This is a genomic window from Paenibacillus sp. G34 (assembly GCF_056856875.1).
On the sequence record NZ_CM166469.1, the window covers coordinates 2,441,713 to 2,458,383 of the forward strand.

At 44.9% G+C, this 16,671-nt stretch carries 16 protein-coding genes; all 16 read left to right on the forward strand.

Features of this window, described 5'->3' with window-relative positions; translation table 11 throughout:
- Positions 1–41: 41 nt before the first annotated feature.
- On the forward strand, positions 42–2,141 hold the full coding sequence (gene topA / locus AC1VYS_RS11115) for a type I DNA topoisomerase (protein WP_482914285.1): 2,100 nt from the start codon (positions 42–44) through the stop codon (positions 2,139–2,141).
- Positions 2,142–2,157: 16 nt separating this feature from the next.
- Positions 2,158–3,501 carry an FADH(2)-oxidizing methylenetetrahydrofolate--tRNA-(uracil(54)-C(5))-methyltransferase TrmFO gene (gene trmFO / locus AC1VYS_RS11120; protein ID WP_482914286.1) on the forward strand — a complete coding sequence of 448 codons (1,344 nt, stop codon included), beginning with the start codon at positions 2,158–2,160 and terminating at the stop codon, positions 3,499–3,501.
- A gap of 25 nt (positions 3,502–3,526) precedes the next feature.
- Positions 3,527–4,069 (forward strand): ATP-dependent protease subunit HslV, encoded by a 543-nt coding sequence (hslV, locus tag AC1VYS_RS11125; RefSeq protein WP_482914287.1) that lies wholly within the window; start codon positions 3,527–3,529, stop codon positions 4,067–4,069.
- Positions 4,070–4,185: 116 nt separating this feature from the next.
- Positions 4,186–5,592, forward strand: a complete 1,407-nt coding sequence (hslU, locus tag AC1VYS_RS11130; protein ID WP_482914288.1) for an ATP-dependent protease ATPase subunit HslU — start codon at positions 4,186–4,188, stop codon at positions 5,590–5,592.
- A gap of 1,002 nt (positions 5,593–6,594) precedes the next feature.
- On the forward strand, positions 6,595–7,002 hold the full coding sequence (gene flgB / locus AC1VYS_RS11135) for a flagellar basal body rod protein FlgB (RefSeq protein WP_482914289.1): 408 nt from the start codon (positions 6,595–6,597) through the stop codon (positions 7,000–7,002).
- 5 nt (positions 7,003–7,007) lie between these two features.
- Complete coding sequence (gene flgC, locus AC1VYS_RS11140) at positions 7,008–7,460, forward strand: flagellar basal body rod protein FlgC (RefSeq protein ID WP_482914290.1); 453 nt, start codon at positions 7,008–7,010, stop codon at positions 7,458–7,460.
- Positions 7,461–7,513: 53 nt separating this feature from the next.
- Entirely contained in the window at positions 7,514–7,828 is a 315-nt protein-coding gene (gene fliE / locus AC1VYS_RS11145) for a flagellar hook-basal body complex protein FliE (RefSeq protein ID WP_441929256.1), read from the forward strand.
- Positions 7,829–7,959: 131 nt separating this feature from the next.
- Complete coding sequence (fliF, locus tag AC1VYS_RS11150; protein WP_482914291.1) at positions 7,960–9,546, forward strand: flagellar basal-body MS-ring/collar protein FliF; 1,587 nt, start codon at positions 7,960–7,962, stop codon at positions 9,544–9,546.
- Between the two features lie 11 nt (positions 9,547–9,557).
- Complete coding sequence (gene fliG, locus AC1VYS_RS11155; protein WP_482914292.1) at positions 9,558–10,574, forward strand: flagellar motor switch protein FliG; 1,017 nt, start codon at positions 9,558–9,560, stop codon at positions 10,572–10,574.
- Positions 10,567–11,424, forward strand: coding sequence for a FliH/SctL family protein (locus AC1VYS_RS11160; protein ID WP_482914293.1), 858 nt, complete (start codon positions 10,567–10,569; stop codon positions 11,422–11,424). Before fliG ends, AC1VYS_RS11160 begins: the two co-directional genes overlap by 8 nt.
- The gene (gene fliI / locus AC1VYS_RS11165; RefSeq protein WP_441929260.1) at positions 11,411–12,730 is read left to right on the forward strand and encodes a flagellar protein export ATPase FliI; all 1,320 of its coding nucleotides are present in this window, start codon (positions 11,411–11,413) and stop codon (positions 12,728–12,730) included. Before AC1VYS_RS11160 ends, fliI begins: the two co-directional genes overlap by 14 nt.
- A gap of 10 nt (positions 12,731–12,740) precedes the next feature.
- Positions 12,741–13,190, forward strand: coding sequence for a flagellar export protein FliJ (gene fliJ, locus AC1VYS_RS11170; RefSeq protein ID WP_482914294.1), 450 nt, complete (start codon positions 12,741–12,743; stop codon positions 13,188–13,190).
- 44 nt (positions 13,191–13,234) lie between these two features.
- Positions 13,235–14,170: a MotE family protein gene (locus tag AC1VYS_RS11175; RefSeq protein WP_482914295.1), complete on the forward strand. Its 936-nt coding sequence runs from the start codon at positions 13,235–13,237 to the stop codon at positions 14,168–14,170.
- A gap of 37 nt (positions 14,171–14,207) precedes the next feature.
- Positions 14,208–15,668, forward strand: a complete 1,461-nt coding sequence (locus AC1VYS_RS11180) for a flagellar hook-length control protein FliK (RefSeq protein ID WP_482914296.1) — start codon at positions 14,208–14,210, stop codon at positions 15,666–15,668.
- Positions 15,669–15,687: 19 nt separating this feature from the next.
- Positions 15,688–16,272, forward strand: a complete 585-nt coding sequence (locus AC1VYS_RS11185) for a flagellar hook capping FlgD N-terminal domain-containing protein (RefSeq protein ID WP_482914297.1) — start codon at positions 15,688–15,690, stop codon at positions 16,270–16,272.
- Positions 16,269–16,652 (forward strand): TIGR02530 family flagellar biosynthesis protein, encoded by a 384-nt coding sequence (locus AC1VYS_RS11190; RefSeq protein ID WP_482914298.1) that lies wholly within the window; start codon positions 16,269–16,271, stop codon positions 16,650–16,652. Before AC1VYS_RS11185 ends, AC1VYS_RS11190 begins: the two co-directional genes overlap by 4 nt.
- The last annotated feature ends 19 nt before the right edge of the window (positions 16,653–16,671 follow it).

Below are 16,671 nucleotides of genomic sequence, written 5' to 3' on the forward strand. Positions count from 1 at the left end.
ATAGCAAGAAACAGTTTCATGACTGAGAGGAGGATGAACCTATGGCGGATGCACTCGTAATCGTGGAGTCGCCCTCAAAGGCGAAGACGATAGGCAAATATTTAGGCAGCAAGTTCATCGTGAAAGCTTCGATGGGACATGTACGCGATTTGCCAAAGAGTCAGATCGGCGTTGAGGTAGAGAATGATTTTAATCCGAAATATATTACGATCCGCGGTAAAGGTTCAGTACTGAAGGAACTTAAGGATGCACGTAAGAAAGTGAAAAAAGTGTATCTCGCAGCTGACCCGGATCGTGAGGGTGAGGCCATTGCTTGGCATTTGGCACACGCGCTTGAACTGGATGACACCGCTGATTGCCGGGTCGTATTTAATGAAATCACCAAACAGGCGGTTAAGGACGCTTTCAAAACGCCGCGTAAAATTAATATGGATTTGGTCAATGCTCAGCAAGCCAGACGGATTCTGGATCGGCTCGTTGGATATAAGATTAGTCCACTATTATGGAAGAAAGTGAAAAAAGGGTTATCTGCGGGACGTGTTCAATCCGTTGCGGTGAAAATTATATTGGATCGTGAAAATGAGATTGATGAATTTGAACCGGAAGAGTACTGGAGCATTACTGCCAAACTGAGTGCCGATGGCAATCCGTTTGAAGCGAAGTTTCATAAGTTAAATGGAACCAAAACCGAGCTTGGCAGTGAAGAGGAAGTCCAGGCGATTCTGAAACAGATCGAAGGCGCTGACTTTACAATCAAGGAAGTGAAAGAGAAGGAGCGCACGCGCAATCCTTCTGCGCCATTTACGACAAGTTCACTGCAACAGGAAGCGGCACGTAAACTTAATTTCAGGGCTTCCAAGACGATGTCTGTTGCGCAACAGCTTTACGAAGGTGTAGACCTTGGAAAAGAAGGTACAGTCGGTCTCATTACGTACATGCGTACAGATTCGACGCGTATCGCTGCATCAGCTCAGGAAGAAGCAAAAGAATACATCATAGGCAAGTATGGCGAGACCTTTGCACCAGAGAGCCCTCGGAATTATTCCAAAAAGGCTTCGAATGCTCAGGATGCGCACGAAGCAATTCGTCCGACTTCCATTTTGCGTGATCCGGATTCGATTAAATCGTTCATGAGTCGTGATCAGTTCCGTTTATACAAGCTGATTTGGGAACGTTTTGTAGCAAGTCAGATGTCTTCTGCTATTTTGGATACACTTTCGGTAGATATCGCTGCTGGAGATACGATCTTCCGTGCAGCAGGTTCCAAAGTGCGCTTCCAAGGATTCATGAAAGTGTACGTTGAAGGTAACGACGATGGTACAACAGAGGAAGATCGTTTGCTGCCTCCACTCAAAAGCGGAGACGTGCTGGAGAAGCAGGAGATTGAGCCTAAACAGCATTTTACGCAGCCACCACCCCGTTATACAGAAGCACGGCTGGTGAAAACATTGGAAGAACTCGGCATAGGTAGACCGAGTACATATGCGCCGACACTGGAGACCATTCAGAAACGCGGATATGTTGCGATCGAAGAGAAAAAATTTATGCCGACAGAGCTGGGAGAGCTGGTCATCGAGCAGATGGAAGAGTTTTTTCCGGAAATTCTGAATGTGGAGTTTACCGCTAACATGGAAGGTGATCTCGACCATGTGGAGGAAGGCTCTGAGGATTGGGTTAAAGTGCTGGCTGAATTCTATGAATCTTTCGAGAAACGACTGGAGTTCGCCGAGGAAGAAATGAAAGAGATCGAGATCGAAGACGAGGTATCGGATGAGATCTGTGAGAAGTGCGGCAAACCGCTGGTATACAAACTTGGACGTTTTGGAAAATTCCTTGCATGCTCAGGTTTCCCTGATTGTCGCAATACGAAACCGATTATTAAGGATATCGGTGTAACTTGTCCGAAGTGTAAAGAAGGTCATGTCGTAGAACGTCGTAGTAAAAAAGGACGTATATTCTATGGTTGTGACAAGTATCCGGAATGTGATTTTGTATCATGGGATAAACCTTCGGCTAAACCTTGTCCGAGCTGCGGGTCGTTAATGATTGAGAAGCGAAACAAAAAGGGAACAAGATTACAATGTACTTCATGTGATCATCAGGAGCCGGTGGAAGAATCGGAAGATGAATCAACGGATTAGCATATTATGGGGGTAAATGATTTTGACAAGTGAACAACAAGTAACGGTTATTGGTGCCGGACTAGCTGGATCGGAAGCGGCGTGGCAGATTGCCAGTCGCGGTGTGCGTGTGAAATTGTACGAGATGAGACCGGTTGTCAAAACTCCGGCTCATCATACGGATAAGTTTGCAGAACTTGTCTGCAGTAACTCTCTGCGTGCCAATGGATTGGCTAATGCGGTTGGCGTGTTGAAAGAAGAAATGAGAATGTTGAATTCGCTCGTGCTGGGTGCGGCCGATCGACATGCTGTACCGGCAGGCGGAGCACTAGCTGTTGACCGGGACGGCTTCTCGGGTGAGATTACATCGACCCTGCATCAGCATCCGCTGATTGAAGTGGTGAACGAAGAACTTACTTCACTGCCAGAGGACGGCATTGTTGTTGTTGCGACCGGTCCATTGACTTCGCCAGCATTGTCCGAGCAGATCAAGGCATTGATGGGTGAGGAGTACTTCTATTTTTATGATGCTGCTGCTCCAATCATTGAAAAAGATTCAATCGATATGAACAAGGTATATCTTGCCTCTCGTTATGACAAAGGAGAAGCGGCTTATCTGAACTGTCCAATGACGGAAGAAGAGTTCGATGTCTTTTATGAGGCTCTTATTACTGCGGAGGTTGCCCAGCTTAAGGAATTCGAAAAAGAGATTTATTTCGAAGGCTGCATGCCCATTGAAGTCATGATGAAAAGGGGTAAACAAACGGCATTGTTTGGTCCAATGAAACCGGTAGGTCTGGTTAACCCGCATACGGGTGAATTACCCCATGCTGTAGTGCAACTCAGACAGGATAATGCAGCGGGAACGTTGTATAACTTGGTTGGTTTCCAAACCCATCTGAAATGGGGAGAACAGAAGCGAGTCTTCTCTTTGATTCCAGGTCTTGAAAATGCAGAGTTCGTTCGTTACGGTGTTATGCACCGGAATACATTTATTAATTCGCCGAAACTGCTTCGTCCAACGTACCAGTTTAAGGAGCGTCCTAATCTGTTCTTTGCTGGTCAGATGACGGGAGTAGAAGGATATGTTGAATCAGCAGCATCCGGCCTAATTGCTGGGATGAACGCAGCTAAAGCGGCGCTCGGGCAGGAACTTGTCGTACTCCCTGTTGAAACCACATTAGGCAGCATGGCTCAATATATTACGACTGCGGATTTCAAGCACTTCCAACCAATGAATGCTAACTTTGGCTTGCTACCGAAGTTGGAAACTAGAATACGTAACAAAAAAGAAAAGAATGAAGCACTCGCTAACCGTGCACTGGATGGGATCGCCAAATTTGCTGCTTCAGAAGGTCTAACCGTTCCGGAACGCGTATAAATTATTCGTGGGGGGAGCTGATATTATGGATATGTCATTTCATGCTACAACGATCTGTGCTGTTCGTCATAACGACAAGGCTGCAATTGCAGGCGATGGTCAGGTAACCATGGGCCAGAGCGTTGTAATGAAGAATACAGCCAAAAAAGTAAGACGTTTATATCGTGGACAGGTTGTTGCCGGATTTGCAGGTTCAGTGGCTGATGCGATTACCCTGTTTGAGAAATTTGAAGGTAAACTGGAAGAACATCATGGGAATTTGCAGCGGGCTGCAGTAGAGCTTGCGAAGGACTGGCGGCAAGATCGGATTCTGCGGAAGCTCGAAGCTTTGCTGATTGTGATGGACAAAACAGGAATGCTGCTTATTTCAGGTGGTGGCGAGATTATTGAGCCAGATGATGATATCATTGCCATCGGTTCAGGCGGTAATTTTGCTCTCTCAGCTGCGAGGGCACTTAAACGTCACGCTGGGCAGATGGAAGCAAAAGATATCGCGCGTGAGTCTCTTCAGGTGGCTTCAGAGCTTTGTGTGTACACGAATAGTAATATTATCGTCGAAGAATTGTAAGAACGAAGAAATCTCCCGTACAGGATCATGATGCTGCATCTGCTCCGGTCTACGTTAAGGAGATTCTTTGTTCTTGTAGTTGATTGACGCCAACATACTTGTAGGAGGGAAGCATTATGAATTCTCAAGCCTTGACGCCAAGACAGATTGTTACCGAACTTGATAAATACATCGTAGGTCAAAAACAGGCGAAGAAATCAGTGGCAGTAGCGCTTCGTAATCGGTATCGTCGCAGCCTTTTGCCAGAACATACACAGGATGATATCGTACCCAAAAATATACTGATGATTGGACCTACGGGTGTGGGTAAAACGGAGATTGCACGTCGTCTTGCAAAACTGGTAGGTGCACCTTTTGTCAAAGTCGAAGCGACCAAGTTTACTGAAGTGGGATATGTCGGACGTGATGTGGAATCTATGGTTCGGGATTTAATCGAAACTTCCTTGCGTATGGTCAAGCTGGAGCGGACTGAAAAAGTGAAGGATAAAGCGGAAGAAGCGGCTAACGAGCGCATTGTACATATTCTGGCTCCTTCCCAGTCCAAGTCCAAAAGCCAGCGTAATCCTTTTGAGATGATCTTTGGTAATAACGGGAATGGAAATGCTGCTCAGGAGCAGGAGGAACCAGAACCCGATACAGGTGTTGCGGAACGTCGTCGCAAAATCAGATTTGATCTGTTGTCTGGTAAACTGGAGGATGACATCATTGAGATTGACGTAGAAGACAGCACACCGAACATGATGGATATGTTTGCTGGTCAGGGGAATGATCAGATGGGCATGAACATGCAAGAGATGTTTGGTAGCCTGCTCCCGCGTCGTACGAAGAAACGTAAACTGGCCATTAAGGAAGCGCGTAAAGTGCTTATCCAGGAAGAGGCGAGCAAGTTAATTGACATGGATGATGTGACTCAGGAGTCCATAAGACGTGCAGAGCAGACAGGTATTATTTTCATCGATGAGATCGACAAGGTAGCCAGTCAAGGCCGCGGAAGTGGCCCGGATGTCTCCCGAGAGGGTGTTCAGCGAGATATTCTACCGATTGTAGAAGGTTCGACAGTGATGACCAAGTATGGGCCTGTCAAAACGGATTACATTCTGTTTATGGCGGCAGGTGCATTCCATGTGGCCAAACCTTCGGATCTGATTCCTGAGCTTCAGGGGCGTTTCCCTATTCGTGTAGAGTTAAACAGCCTTACTCTGGAGGAGTTTGTTTCTATCCTGACAGAACCTCAGAATGCGTTAACGAAGCAATATGTTGATTTGCTCCGCACAGAGAATATTGAGATTGAGTTTTCTGAAGAAGCAATCAGGGAGATTGCTAAGCTGGCGGAATCAGTGAATCAAAATACTGAGAATATTGGTGCTCGTCGTCTGCACACTATTTTGGAGAAGCTTTTGGAAGATTTGTCCTTTGAGGCTCCTGAGCTTACGTTAGAGCGCATGGTGATTACACCAGAATATGTACGTGAAAAGTTAAATGATATCGCGACTGATCGGGACTTAAGCCAATATATTCTTTAATCAAAGTCATCTGCGTTTAAGTCTATGTAACTATACCTGATCATAAGATCATAATTTAAATTGGAAAATAGGGTTGTACCTGAGAAGCAGGGGCATTCATCAACATGTTCTGTATTTCTTTGCAGATTATGCTGTGCGGACGTTCTGTTATCAGTACAACCCTTTTATTTTTATTATCATCTAACAGTTTTTGATCATTAGACCGATAAAAGAGAAGTGGCAATCATTGGGGCCAGAATCTAGGACTTGTGCCGCATAGATATTGATATAAAGGGTAGTGGATTAGTGGGTATTCTCAATTTTTATCCACCATGTATTTCCATTAAAAGAATTTTAATTATTTAAATGTTATCTGTTGTTATGTATTCTAACTGGGAAAACTTGCGTAAATGCGCAAAACGTCGTTTTGTGGAAAATGGAGAAGGCATCAATTGTTTTACAATTATAAATTAGTAGTGACCCATACAATTGTTAAGAAAGTGTTGCGTGAAAAATGAGGCATTCTATGAATTCTTATACATAAAGTACGAAAAAAAACAGAGTTAACTTCATAAAAATACAATTTGTTATAAGCTTAAAACCTTAATCTGGCGGTAAATAATGCTAAACTTAACAAACATCTATCCTTCTCAAGTAATGTGTATTTGGAAGAGTTTAGACTAAAAAGCAAGCAGGGAAAATGAGTTTTATTTTAAGAATGTTTAAGGATAGGCCACTAGATTGTTAAGACATTTTTGATTTGGGACTGAATATTTACGAAAAAAATCATAATTTGCAGAAAATACACAAAAAGCCCTCTCTTTCAGAAAAGATAGGGCTTTTTTCTTATTGTAATATATCCCAAACTCGAAGAAACTTATGTTATACGACAACATCAGAGTTAATTCTACTTAAGTCCTAGAAAACCGTGTAAACACGAATGTTTTTGTCGAAAAAACAACAGTAGTTTCACGCAAAATGATTCAATCTTTTTCCATATATACTAATGAGAGGAGGGGTATCGTGAATCTTTTAAATGATATTAGCTTTAAAAGATTACAAGGTGCACTCGATGCGTCGAACATGAGACAACGAACGATTGCTGACAACGTAGCGAACGCCGACACCCCGTATTTCAAGCGATCAGACGTTTCTTTTGAAGAAATGTTACAGGGACAGATGAACGGTGATTTACCTGTTCTTAAAGGTAAAGTAACGGATCCGAGGCACATTGTCATAGGTCCTTCCTCTTCAGTACCAACACCTGTAGTTAATATGGACCAGTCCACTTCCATGAATAACAACCAGAATAACGTGGACATCGATAGAGAAATGAGCCTTCTGGCGGACAATCAATTGCGTTATAACGCTTATATTCAGCAGGTTAACGAACAAATTAAAATGATGCGAGTAGGCGTAGAAGGGAGATAACCACGTTGAACATTAGCAACAGTTTTGGAATCAGTGCCTCGGCTCTTACAGCTCAACGTTTGCGTATGGACGTCATTTCTTCCAATATTGCCAATGCTGAAACCACGCGCGCGAGCGTGTCGAATGGGGTCGCAGTTCCATATAAGCGGAAAATGGTGGTGCTTGAACCGAATAAACCATCCTTTAGTACTATGCTGCAAAATCAGATGCGTGGCGGAGGTTCAGGTGACGGTGTCAGAGTAACTGAGATTCGGGATGATCAGTCACCGTTCAAACCGGTCTATGACCCGACTCATCCAGATGCCAATGCAGAAGGTTATGTATTCATGCCTAATGTGGATATTGCAAAAGAAATGGTCGACATGATCTCGGCTTCGCGTTCTTATGAGGCTAACGTTACTGCACTGAATTCAACGAAAGCAATGATTTCCAAAGCATTGGAAATTGGAAAAGGCTAACTGTTGCATCCTTCGACAACCAATAAATAGAAGAGATAAGGGGAGGGACATTTGTGATTCAGAACAATATGTTTAACACTCAGGGAGTTCAGCCGTTGCAGATGAAGAGCGCAGCAACTGAAAACAAACCTTCTACACCAGCCGAAAGCATTCAGAGCTTCGGTACATACTTACAAAATGCGTTGGGTTCTGTCGCAGCACAGGAAACTCAGGCGCATGAAATGTCAAATCAATTTTTGGTAGGCAAGGCGAATGTAGATCAGGTGTTGATTGCTTCGGAACAGGCTCTGCTTAGTCTGCAATTCACCACTCAGGTACGTAACAAAGTGGTTGAGGCATATCAAGAGGTTATGCGCACGCAATTATAAGAGTTCATTTGCGCGGACAGTAGTGCTGATCATAACGACAAGCAGCTGCGATGCTGCTCCTGATCAAAGCTAGGAGAACGCTCAGGCTTTTGTCAGGACAGACTAAGCAAAGTTTCGGATGGGGTGACAGAGTGAATGAGAGAATTGCCCAGTACAGAGATAAGGCATCACAGTACTGGAATAGCTTTAGCAAAAAGCAGAAAACATTATTTATTTCAACCTTCTTATTTCTGATTTTGGCAGCAGTGGTTCTCACGATGCAGTTATCCAAGACAGAGTATGAAGTTGCGTTCAAAGATTTAAATGCAAGTGATTCAGCTGGTGTAATCAATTATCTGAACTCTTCAAATATCCCATATAAACTTAGCGAGGACGGAAAAAGCATTTCTGTGCCTAGCACAGATGTAGCCTTAACCAAAGTGAATATCGGTTCTCAAGGTATCATTCAAAATGGTTCGCTGGGTTATAAAGCATTTGAAAGCTCATCTTCACCAATCGGCATGACAGATAAAGAGTTTGATGTGAAATATAACAATGCGTTAAACGGAGAAGTTGAAAAACTGCTTCAGCGCATGCAGGGAATTCAAGATGCGAAAGTCCTTGTCAACATGCCAAAGGATAACATTTTTGCAGGTTTGGAAGAGCAGGACAAAGCATCGGCTTCCGTAGCATTGCAGTTTAAACCGGGGTACCATCCTAACCAGGCAGCCGTGGATGGGTATTTTAATTTGGTTAAAACGGCCATTCCGAACCTGCCAATCGAGAATATCACCATCACGAACACGGATGAGGCTGAACTGATTCCAACCGCTCGCGGTGGCAGTGGCGGCTTGTCATCTGAAGTCCAGGAAAACATGGCCTTACAGAAAAAGTTTGAGAGCGAAGTGCGAAACAACGTTAAACAATTCCTCTCTCAAATTGTAGGTGAGGACAAGGTTAACGTGTTGGTTTTCTCAAAACTGAATTTTGATAAAGTAACCAGTAAAGAAAACATGGTTTCGCCTGTTGATCAAGAGAATATGAAGGGCATCGAAATCAGCGTGCAACAAATCCAGAAGAGTTACACTGGCGGAGGAACTCCGACAGGCGGTGTAGCGGGAACAGGCCAACAGGACGTTCCGGGGTATCCTTCTTCTGATTCAAATAGCAACGCGAATTCGGAAGAATCATCAAGCACGATCAACTATGAAGTGAATCGAATTGCCAGAGATATCATTTCAAGCCCATATACTGTAAAAGATTTAACCATCAACGTGGCGGTTGAACCACCCGCAGGGCAAACTGAGTTGCAACAACCGGTTCGAGATGCAATTGAAAATATTCTAGTAAATATCGTCCGAGCATCATTGGCAGACTCAGGCACAACAATAACTGACGCAGACCTGACGAAGAAAGTCTCAGTCATGTCACAAGGGTTTGCAACAGCTGCAGATGCAAATACGGGCTTCCAGTTAACACCTGCAATAATGTGGGGTGGCGGAGCACTGATTGCGGTCTTAATCGCAGCGGTAGTTATTTTGTTGGTACGTCGTCGTCGTAAACAAAATGAGATTCTAGAAGAGGAAGAAATCCCGCTTCCAGTAGCAACAGAGTTCCCGTCCATAACACTGGACAGTGTGACGAACGAAAGTCAGGTGCGCAAACAATTGGAGAGTTTGGCCAAGAAAAAGCCGGACGAATTCGTCAATCTGCTGCGTACGTGGCTGGCTGACGAATAGAGGTGAACGCAATGGCAAAGGCAGGCAATGCCGGATTGACTGGCAGACAAAAAGCAGCAATATTGTTGATTACATTAGGTCCGGAAGTATCTGCTCAAATCTTCAAACATTTGCGTGATGAGGAGATTGAACAGCTTACGTTGGAAATTGCCAACGTGCGCAAGGTTGACGCATCCGAAAAGGACATGATTATGTCCGAATTCCATCAGATTTGCTTGGCGCAGGAGTACATCTCTCAAGGTGGTATTACTTACGCTAAAGAAATTCTGGAGAAAGCACTCGGTTCCACTAAAGCGCTTGAAGTTATCAATCGTTTGACAGCTACGCTGCAAGTTAGACCTTTTGACTTCGCGCGTAAAGCTGATCCGAATCAAATTCTGAACTTTATTCAGAACGAAAGTCCGCAAACGATTGCGCTTGTGTTGTCTTATCTGCAATTCGAGCAAGCGGCAGCCATTCTTTCTTCACTTCCTCAGGAGAAACAAGCGGATGTTGCTCGCAGAGTAGCCGTGATGGACAGTACTTCACCAGAAGTTATTTCACAGGTGGAGCGTGTGCTGGAACAGAAACTGTCCTCGACAGTAACGCAGGATTACACAAATGCGGGCGGTATCGAATCCATCGTTCAGATTTTGAATGGTGTCGATCGGGGGACGGAACGTACAATTTTGGACTCCCTCGAGATTCAGGATCCGGAACTTGCAGAAGAGATCAAAAAACGGATGTTTGTATTCGAAGACATCGTCAATGTGGACGATCGTTCCATTCAACGTATTATTCGGGATATCGACAATGCGGATCTGCAGCTTGCACTCAAGGTCGCGAGCGAAGAAGTGCGTGAAGCTGTATTCCGTAACATGTCGAAACGGATGTCTGAAACATTCAAGGAAGAAATGGAATTCATGGGCCCTGTGCGGCTCCGTGATGTGGAGGAAGCTCAGACACGTATCGTAGGTACGATCCGCAGACTGGAAGAATCTGGTGAGATCATTATCGCACGTGGTGGAGGAGATGATATCATTGTCTAATTTGATTAAATCTTTCCAGTATGTCCCTGTCGAAGACCATAAGAAGCTCGAGAATCATCACTATTATGGTGGTGAAGATGAGACGGGATTGGATGAGGACGGCGCGGTAGTTTCTGAAGTGGAAGAGCTTCGGGCACAAGTGGATGAAGAGACAGAACGTCTTACTGCTGAAATGCTGGAAGATGCCAAGGAGTTTGCGGAAAAGCAGGTGCGTGATGCTTCGGAAGAAGCAGAGCGAATGCTTCTGGAGGCCCGAGAACAGATTGATCGCTGGTGGCAGGAACAACGAGAGCAGGATGAACATCTGACCGAAGCTCTCCGCGCCCAAGGTTTTCAGCAAGGGTTCGAAGAGGGAAGAGCACAGGCCGAACTGGATCTCCAGGTGAAGATCGAAGAGATGATGAACGAAGCACAAATCGTGCTTCAGGAAGCTTATGTTGCCAAAGAACAGATCATTCAGGAAGCAGAGCCGTTTCTTGTTGAACTTGCATGCGGCATCGCAGAGAAAGTTATTGATAAACAGCTTACAGTAGAGCCAGAACACACGCTTGAGCTGATACGTCAGAGCTTGTCCAGAAAAAGAGAGCAAGGACAGATCGCACTCTGTGTAGCACCTGAACAGTTCTCTTTTGTACAGGCTGCCCGGGAGGAACTGGCTCTTTCGATTGATTCACAAGCAGAATTGCAAATTTTGCCTGATGCTACAGTTAAAGATAAGGGTTGTGTCATCCGTTCTTCATTTGGAAGTGTTGATGCAAGAATTGATACACAGCTTGCCGAGATTAAAAAAGAACTGATCCGCATAGCACTTGAGGATGAGGAGCGAAGACATCAACATGAAGGTTCTTAGTTCACAGCGTTATATGGAGCATCTGCGACAATTTGATCCTGTGCGTATAAACGGAAAAGTAACTCAGGTTATTGGACTTATGGTGGAATCAGAAGGTCCGGACGCCAGCATTGGGGATGTATGTTACATCTACCCTGGTAAATCTGCCAAGCCTTTGCAGGCAGAGGTTGTCGGATTTCGTGATAACAAGGTGCTACTTATGCCACTGGGAGAACTTCAATCCATTGGTCCGGGCTGTGACGTGGTCGGAACCGGCAAACCCTTGGGTGTACAAGTAGGATCTGAATTGCTTGGAAAAGTGCTGGATGGACTCGGACAGCCGCTTGACGGTTCACTGTTGCCGTCTCGAATGCCGATGTATTCTACTTCCAATACCCCTGTTAACCCGATGGATAGACCGCGTGTGCTTGAAACGATGAGTGTGGGCGTTAGAGCAATCGACGGCTTGCTCACTGTAGGAAAGGGCCAGCGTGTGGGTATATTTGCAGGTTCAGGTGTCGGAAAAAGTACATTGATGGGCATGATCGCTAGGAATACCGCTGCAGATGTGAATGTAATTGCACTGGTGGGTGAGCGTGGACGTGAGGTTCGTGACTTTATCGAACGGGATCTTGGTCCGGAAGGCCTTGAACGCTCTGTCGTCATTGTGGCAACATCAGATCAGCCGGCTCTGATTCGAATCAAGGGTGCTGTTATAGCAACAACGATTGCGGAGTATTTCAGAGATCGGGGCATGAACGTCATGTTAATGATGGATTCGGTTACCCGTTATGCCATGGCTCAGAGGGAAGTCGGCTTGGCGGTAGGGGAGCCACCGGCGATGAGAGGTTATACGCCTTCCGTTTTTGCAAGTCTTCCAAAACTGCTGGAACGTGCAGGAACAGGGCCAACAGGTTCCATTACCGCCTTTTATACCGTTTTGGTTGACGGGGATGACATGAACGAACCGATTGCAGATGCAGTGCGGGGAATATTGGACGGTCATATTGTATTGAACCGCGCGATAGCTAATAAAGGTCATTTTCCAGCGATTGATGTACTTGCAAGTATCAGTCGGGTTATGAAGGACATCGCTCCCGAAGACCAGATTGATGCGGTTAACAATATGAAACGCCTGATGGCAGTGTACAAGGAGTCCGAAGATTTAATCAACATCGGGGCTTATCAACGTGGATCAAATGCAGCCATCGATGAAGCGATGGATCAAATTGATCATATCTGGAATTTTACGAAGCAAAAAGTCGATGAAAAAGTAACGTTAAGTGAAGTGCAGGAGCGTTTGATTCTTGAATTCGCAAGGAGATGAAGAGTGAACGATGAAATTTCGATATCATTTCCAGAAGGTTGTTGACCTGAAAAGCAATGAGAAGACACAGGCAGAATGGATGTTATCCACAGCGATTGGTAAGCTCCAGACGGAAGAAGAACATCTGTTGCAATTGATCAATGATCGAGCTAATCTGATGAACATTATTCAATCAGCAACTGAAAATTGTGCTTCTGTATCCAGTTTGCAGGAAATGCAGCGTTATGCATATCATCTTGATGAATGTATATCGCGTAAGAGCAGTGATGTCGAGCACGCTCAAGTCAATGTGCAGCGGAATCAGAGCTTTCTGAATGGTAAAGTGATTGACGAAAAAGTGTGGCTTGGAGCGAGAGATAAGGCCAAAGGCAGATTTCAGCAGGAGATGCTCCTCCGGGAACAGAACGATCTGGACGAGATGGCTACTGTACGCTTCGCCGCCAAAGCCCGCGCGAACTGATGTGAGCTGGGATGCGAAGTTGTCTCGTGAAGGAGGAATGAACGGTGGCTGTTAATGACACTGATATCGAAAAAGAATCCGGGAGTGGATGGGAAAAGTTTCTCATGATCTCAATCCCGATTGTATTTACGGTTGTGCTGTTAGGTGTATTGCTTACCCTATTTAATGTAGATGTTCGGAATAATGCGCTTGAACTTGCCAAAAAAATACCTGTAGTCAAAGATTGGGTACCTGATCCAGTACTTGATCCTGAGAAGGAGCAGCTGGAGAAGAGCGAGAAGCAGGTTGAAAGCGCAGAAGCAACGATTGAGAAATTGAAATCCCAAGTAACTGCGAAAGAAGCTGAACTGAAGGCGGCCAAAGACGCTGCTTCCGCGGAGACGCAAAAAACGGCTGAACTGCAAAAGAAACTGGATGACGCTAACAAGGCAGCTGAAACGGCAGTAGCTGCACAACCAGAGAGTGAAAGTGACTATCAGAAACAGATAAAAAGCTTGGCTAAGATGTATGCTGATATGAGCCCGAGCAAAGCCGCACCTATTCTGCAAAATATGACAAATGAAGAAATGGTGCTTATGTTAAACGCGATGCAGTCGACTGCCCGAACGAAGGTGCTGGAAAAGATGGATCCGAAAACCGCGGCAGATGTGAGTATGCTGATGAAAGATGCCAAGCCTTCAGGCGATCTTGCTTTGGATGCACTACAGTCCCGTTTGAAAAAGGAAACAGCAGCGGCAACTGCAACGACATCCAATAGTAAAAATTTGGATAAAAATCAGTTGAGCCAAACCTTTGCCTCCATGTCTGCGTCAAGCGGAGCCAAACTTTTGCTCGAAACGTATAAAATAAGCCCGGACAAAACATTGACTATACTTAACTCAGTCAATGATGCGACACGATCACAACTGCTTGAGAACATGTCAAAAGAAGATTCGGTTGCAACAGCCAAGGTATTGAATCGGCTAATGGGGAACAAGTAACAGTTTTAATCTTACCGCATGGAGGGGAGGTGAAAAAATGTCACTCGTATATCAAATGAACGCCGGAGCTTCTTCAAAAACTTCTGGTTCAACACAGGCATCTACAGCACAGTCCAAAGGTTCGGTTACGGAAACTGGCGGCGAGTTCTTGCAGACACTGGCACAAACATTGGCTGGTGGAACAGGCGAAGGTAGCACTGATTCAACGAATGGTACAGTAACAGCGAAAACGTCTGCTCCTCTGATGTTTACTTTTGCTTCAGACAACGAAGGTAGTAACACATCTTTAACGGAAACGTTAAGTTCATTATTTGTGGATACTGATTCATCGGATTTAAGTGGTAAGCTTGAAACGTTATTTGGCGATCTGGATACGTTAGATAAAGCTTTGGAAAATGATCCGGCTTTACTTGCAGGTCTTCAATCGTTGATTCAGCAATTGTATGCATTATTAAACAATAATTCAGACAGCAATCAGCAGACAACGTTGAGCGAAATCACTTCTAATCTGGATCAAGCTGCTAAAGCTGCATCTGCTGTTGAGCTTTCTCAGCATCCTGCCGCAGTCCGATTTGTACTACAGGACGTGTTAACACAACTGTCAGCAGAAGTTTTAAAACCAGACAGTGCTACGTTGAAACGCGCTCCTGAATTCCAACAATTACTTCAGCAGTTACAAGGTCAGTTGAAGGAAGCTGGAGTCGAAACGGATGGCAAAAAAGGCTGGTCTGAACTTAAATCGATACTAGATACGTTCTCACTGCAAAAAGATCCGTCTATTCAAGGATCAGGTGCTGCTTCGACAACATTGCCCAAAACAGAAGCAAAGGCATCTCAGATCACTGCACAATCAGGGATTCAAGTAGAATCCAAAGCAACAGCACTTACAGCTAAGTCCGATTCAACATCTGTTATCGACGTGGATCCGGTAAGCCATCAATCTAACATTGTAACAGCTGGAGAATTATCCTTGCGAAGCTCAGGCACAACAGCAGGTAAGCCCGCAGAGCCTGTTATGCAAGCTACAAATTTTGCTAAGGAAATGACACAGTTTGTGGTGAGTAAACTGGATATCGTGAATCAAAAAGGATTTTCCGAAGCTACAATCTCACTTCGTCCAGAGCATTTGGGGAAATTGGATGTACAGATTACGTTACAAAACGGACAATTGGTTGCTAGGTTCATGACAGAACATGTCATGGCGAAAGACATGCTCGAACAACAGATGATGCAGCTCCGTTCCTCGCTACAGTCACAGGGCATTCAAGTGGAGCGACTCGAAGTAACTCAGAACAGTTCGCTTGGATCCGAAATGTATCAGGATGGCGGTCGCCAACAAGGAAACCAATCTCAGCAGCAACGCCGTTCCCGAGAGCGTGGGGAGCATACCGATGAAGCTGTAACAGCAGCCGGGTTGCAAGAAGAGCTTCGCAACTGGCGTAGTGAACAAGTGGAAGGCAACGAAGTAAGGCGAGATTCATTTAGTGCAGAAGCTTAAACAGGGATGAGGTGAATATATGGCAAATGAAATTGTTTCTACGAATAATGTGTGGCCCAACTACTCAGCTGTGAATAAAGCGACAACAAGTGCTGCAACCAAAGAGCTGGGTAAAGATCAATTTCTCAAAATTTTGATTACTCAGTTGCAGAATCAGGATCCAATGCAGCCGATGGAAGATAAAGAGTTCATCGCTCAGATGGCCCAATTTAGCTCCGTGGAGCAACTTGTAAACATCTCTACACAGCTTAAAACATTGAATCAGTCACTTGGGGCCGTATCAGGCATGATTGGGATGGAGATCAGCTGGCTTTCTTCTGATAAAACAGACAGTGGTGCACTTCGTCAAGGAATCGTGGACTCTATAATTGTGCGAGATGGTGTGCAGTACGCGAAAGTGGGCAAGGACGAAATCAAGCTGGATGAAATTATTCAAGTGAATCGTGCGAAGCAGGATGAAGAGACGAAATCTCCTGTCCAGGACGTTCCAAATGATGCTGTGAATTCTAACGTAAATACTAACGAGAATTCTAATGTCAATGATCCATCCGCTGTTAATGCCGAAATGAGTGAACCTGAAGAAGATCGAGAGCAAAACATATGAGCGACCGTATAACAGTTGGTCAATTGTATACAGGACCTGTCACTCCCAATATGCTCCGCAAACCTCAAACGGGAGAACTATCTAGTGCGCCGACTAAGCCTTTTGCTCAAGTGTTGGAAGATAATCTGCTCAAGCTTAGCAACCATGCGGCTAAACGCTTAGAACAGCGGGGTATTGAATTAAAAACGGAGCAGATGAAGCAAATTGGTTCTGCACTGGACAAAGCTGCCGCCAAGGGAGCCAAAGAATCCCTGATTTTGATGCAGGATATGGCTTTTATCGTTAATGTCAAAAATCGCACCGTCGTTACAGCGATGGACAGCGCAAGTATGAAAAACAATGTCTTTACTCAAATCGATAGTGCTGTAATTATTTCATAGCCGGCTGGCCCTTCTCGGG

Excerpts from the sequence above, each read along its gene's own strand:
- topA (WP_482914285.1), top strand. The coding sequence starts at position 42 with ATGGCGGATGCACTCGTAATCGTGGAGTCGCCCTCAAAGGCGAAGACG.
- hslU (WP_482914288.1), top strand. The coding sequence starts at position 4,186 with ATGAATTCTCAAGCCTTGACGCCAAGACAGATTGTTACCGAACTTGAT.
- fliG (WP_482914292.1), top strand. The coding sequence starts at position 9,558 with ATGGCAAAGGCAGGCAATGCCGGATTGACTGGCAGACAAAAAGCAGCA.
- fliJ (WP_482914294.1), top strand. The coding sequence starts at position 12,741 with ATGAAATTTCGATATCATTTCCAGAAGGTTGTTGACCTGAAAAGCAAT.
- fliI (WP_441929260.1), top strand. The coding sequence starts at position 11,411 with ATGAAGGTTCTTAGTTCACAGCGTTATATGGAGCATCTGCGACAATTT.
- hslV (WP_482914287.1), top strand. The coding sequence starts at position 3,527 with ATGGATATGTCATTTCATGCTACAACGATCTGTGCTGTTCGTCATAAC.
- AC1VYS_RS11185 (WP_482914297.1), top strand. The coding sequence starts at position 15,688 with ATGGCAAATGAAATTGTTTCTACGAATAATGTGTGGCCCAACTACTCA.
- AC1VYS_RS11190 (WP_482914298.1), top strand. The coding sequence starts at position 16,269 with ATGAGCGACCGTATAACAGTTGGTCAATTGTATACAGGACCTGTCACT.
- AC1VYS_RS11180 (WP_482914296.1), top strand. The coding sequence starts at position 14,208 with ATGTCACTCGTATATCAAATGAACGCCGGAGCTTCTTCAAAAACTTCT.
- trmFO (WP_482914286.1), top strand. The coding sequence starts at position 2,158 with ATGATTTTGACAAGTGAACAACAAGTAACGGTTATTGGTGCCGGACTA.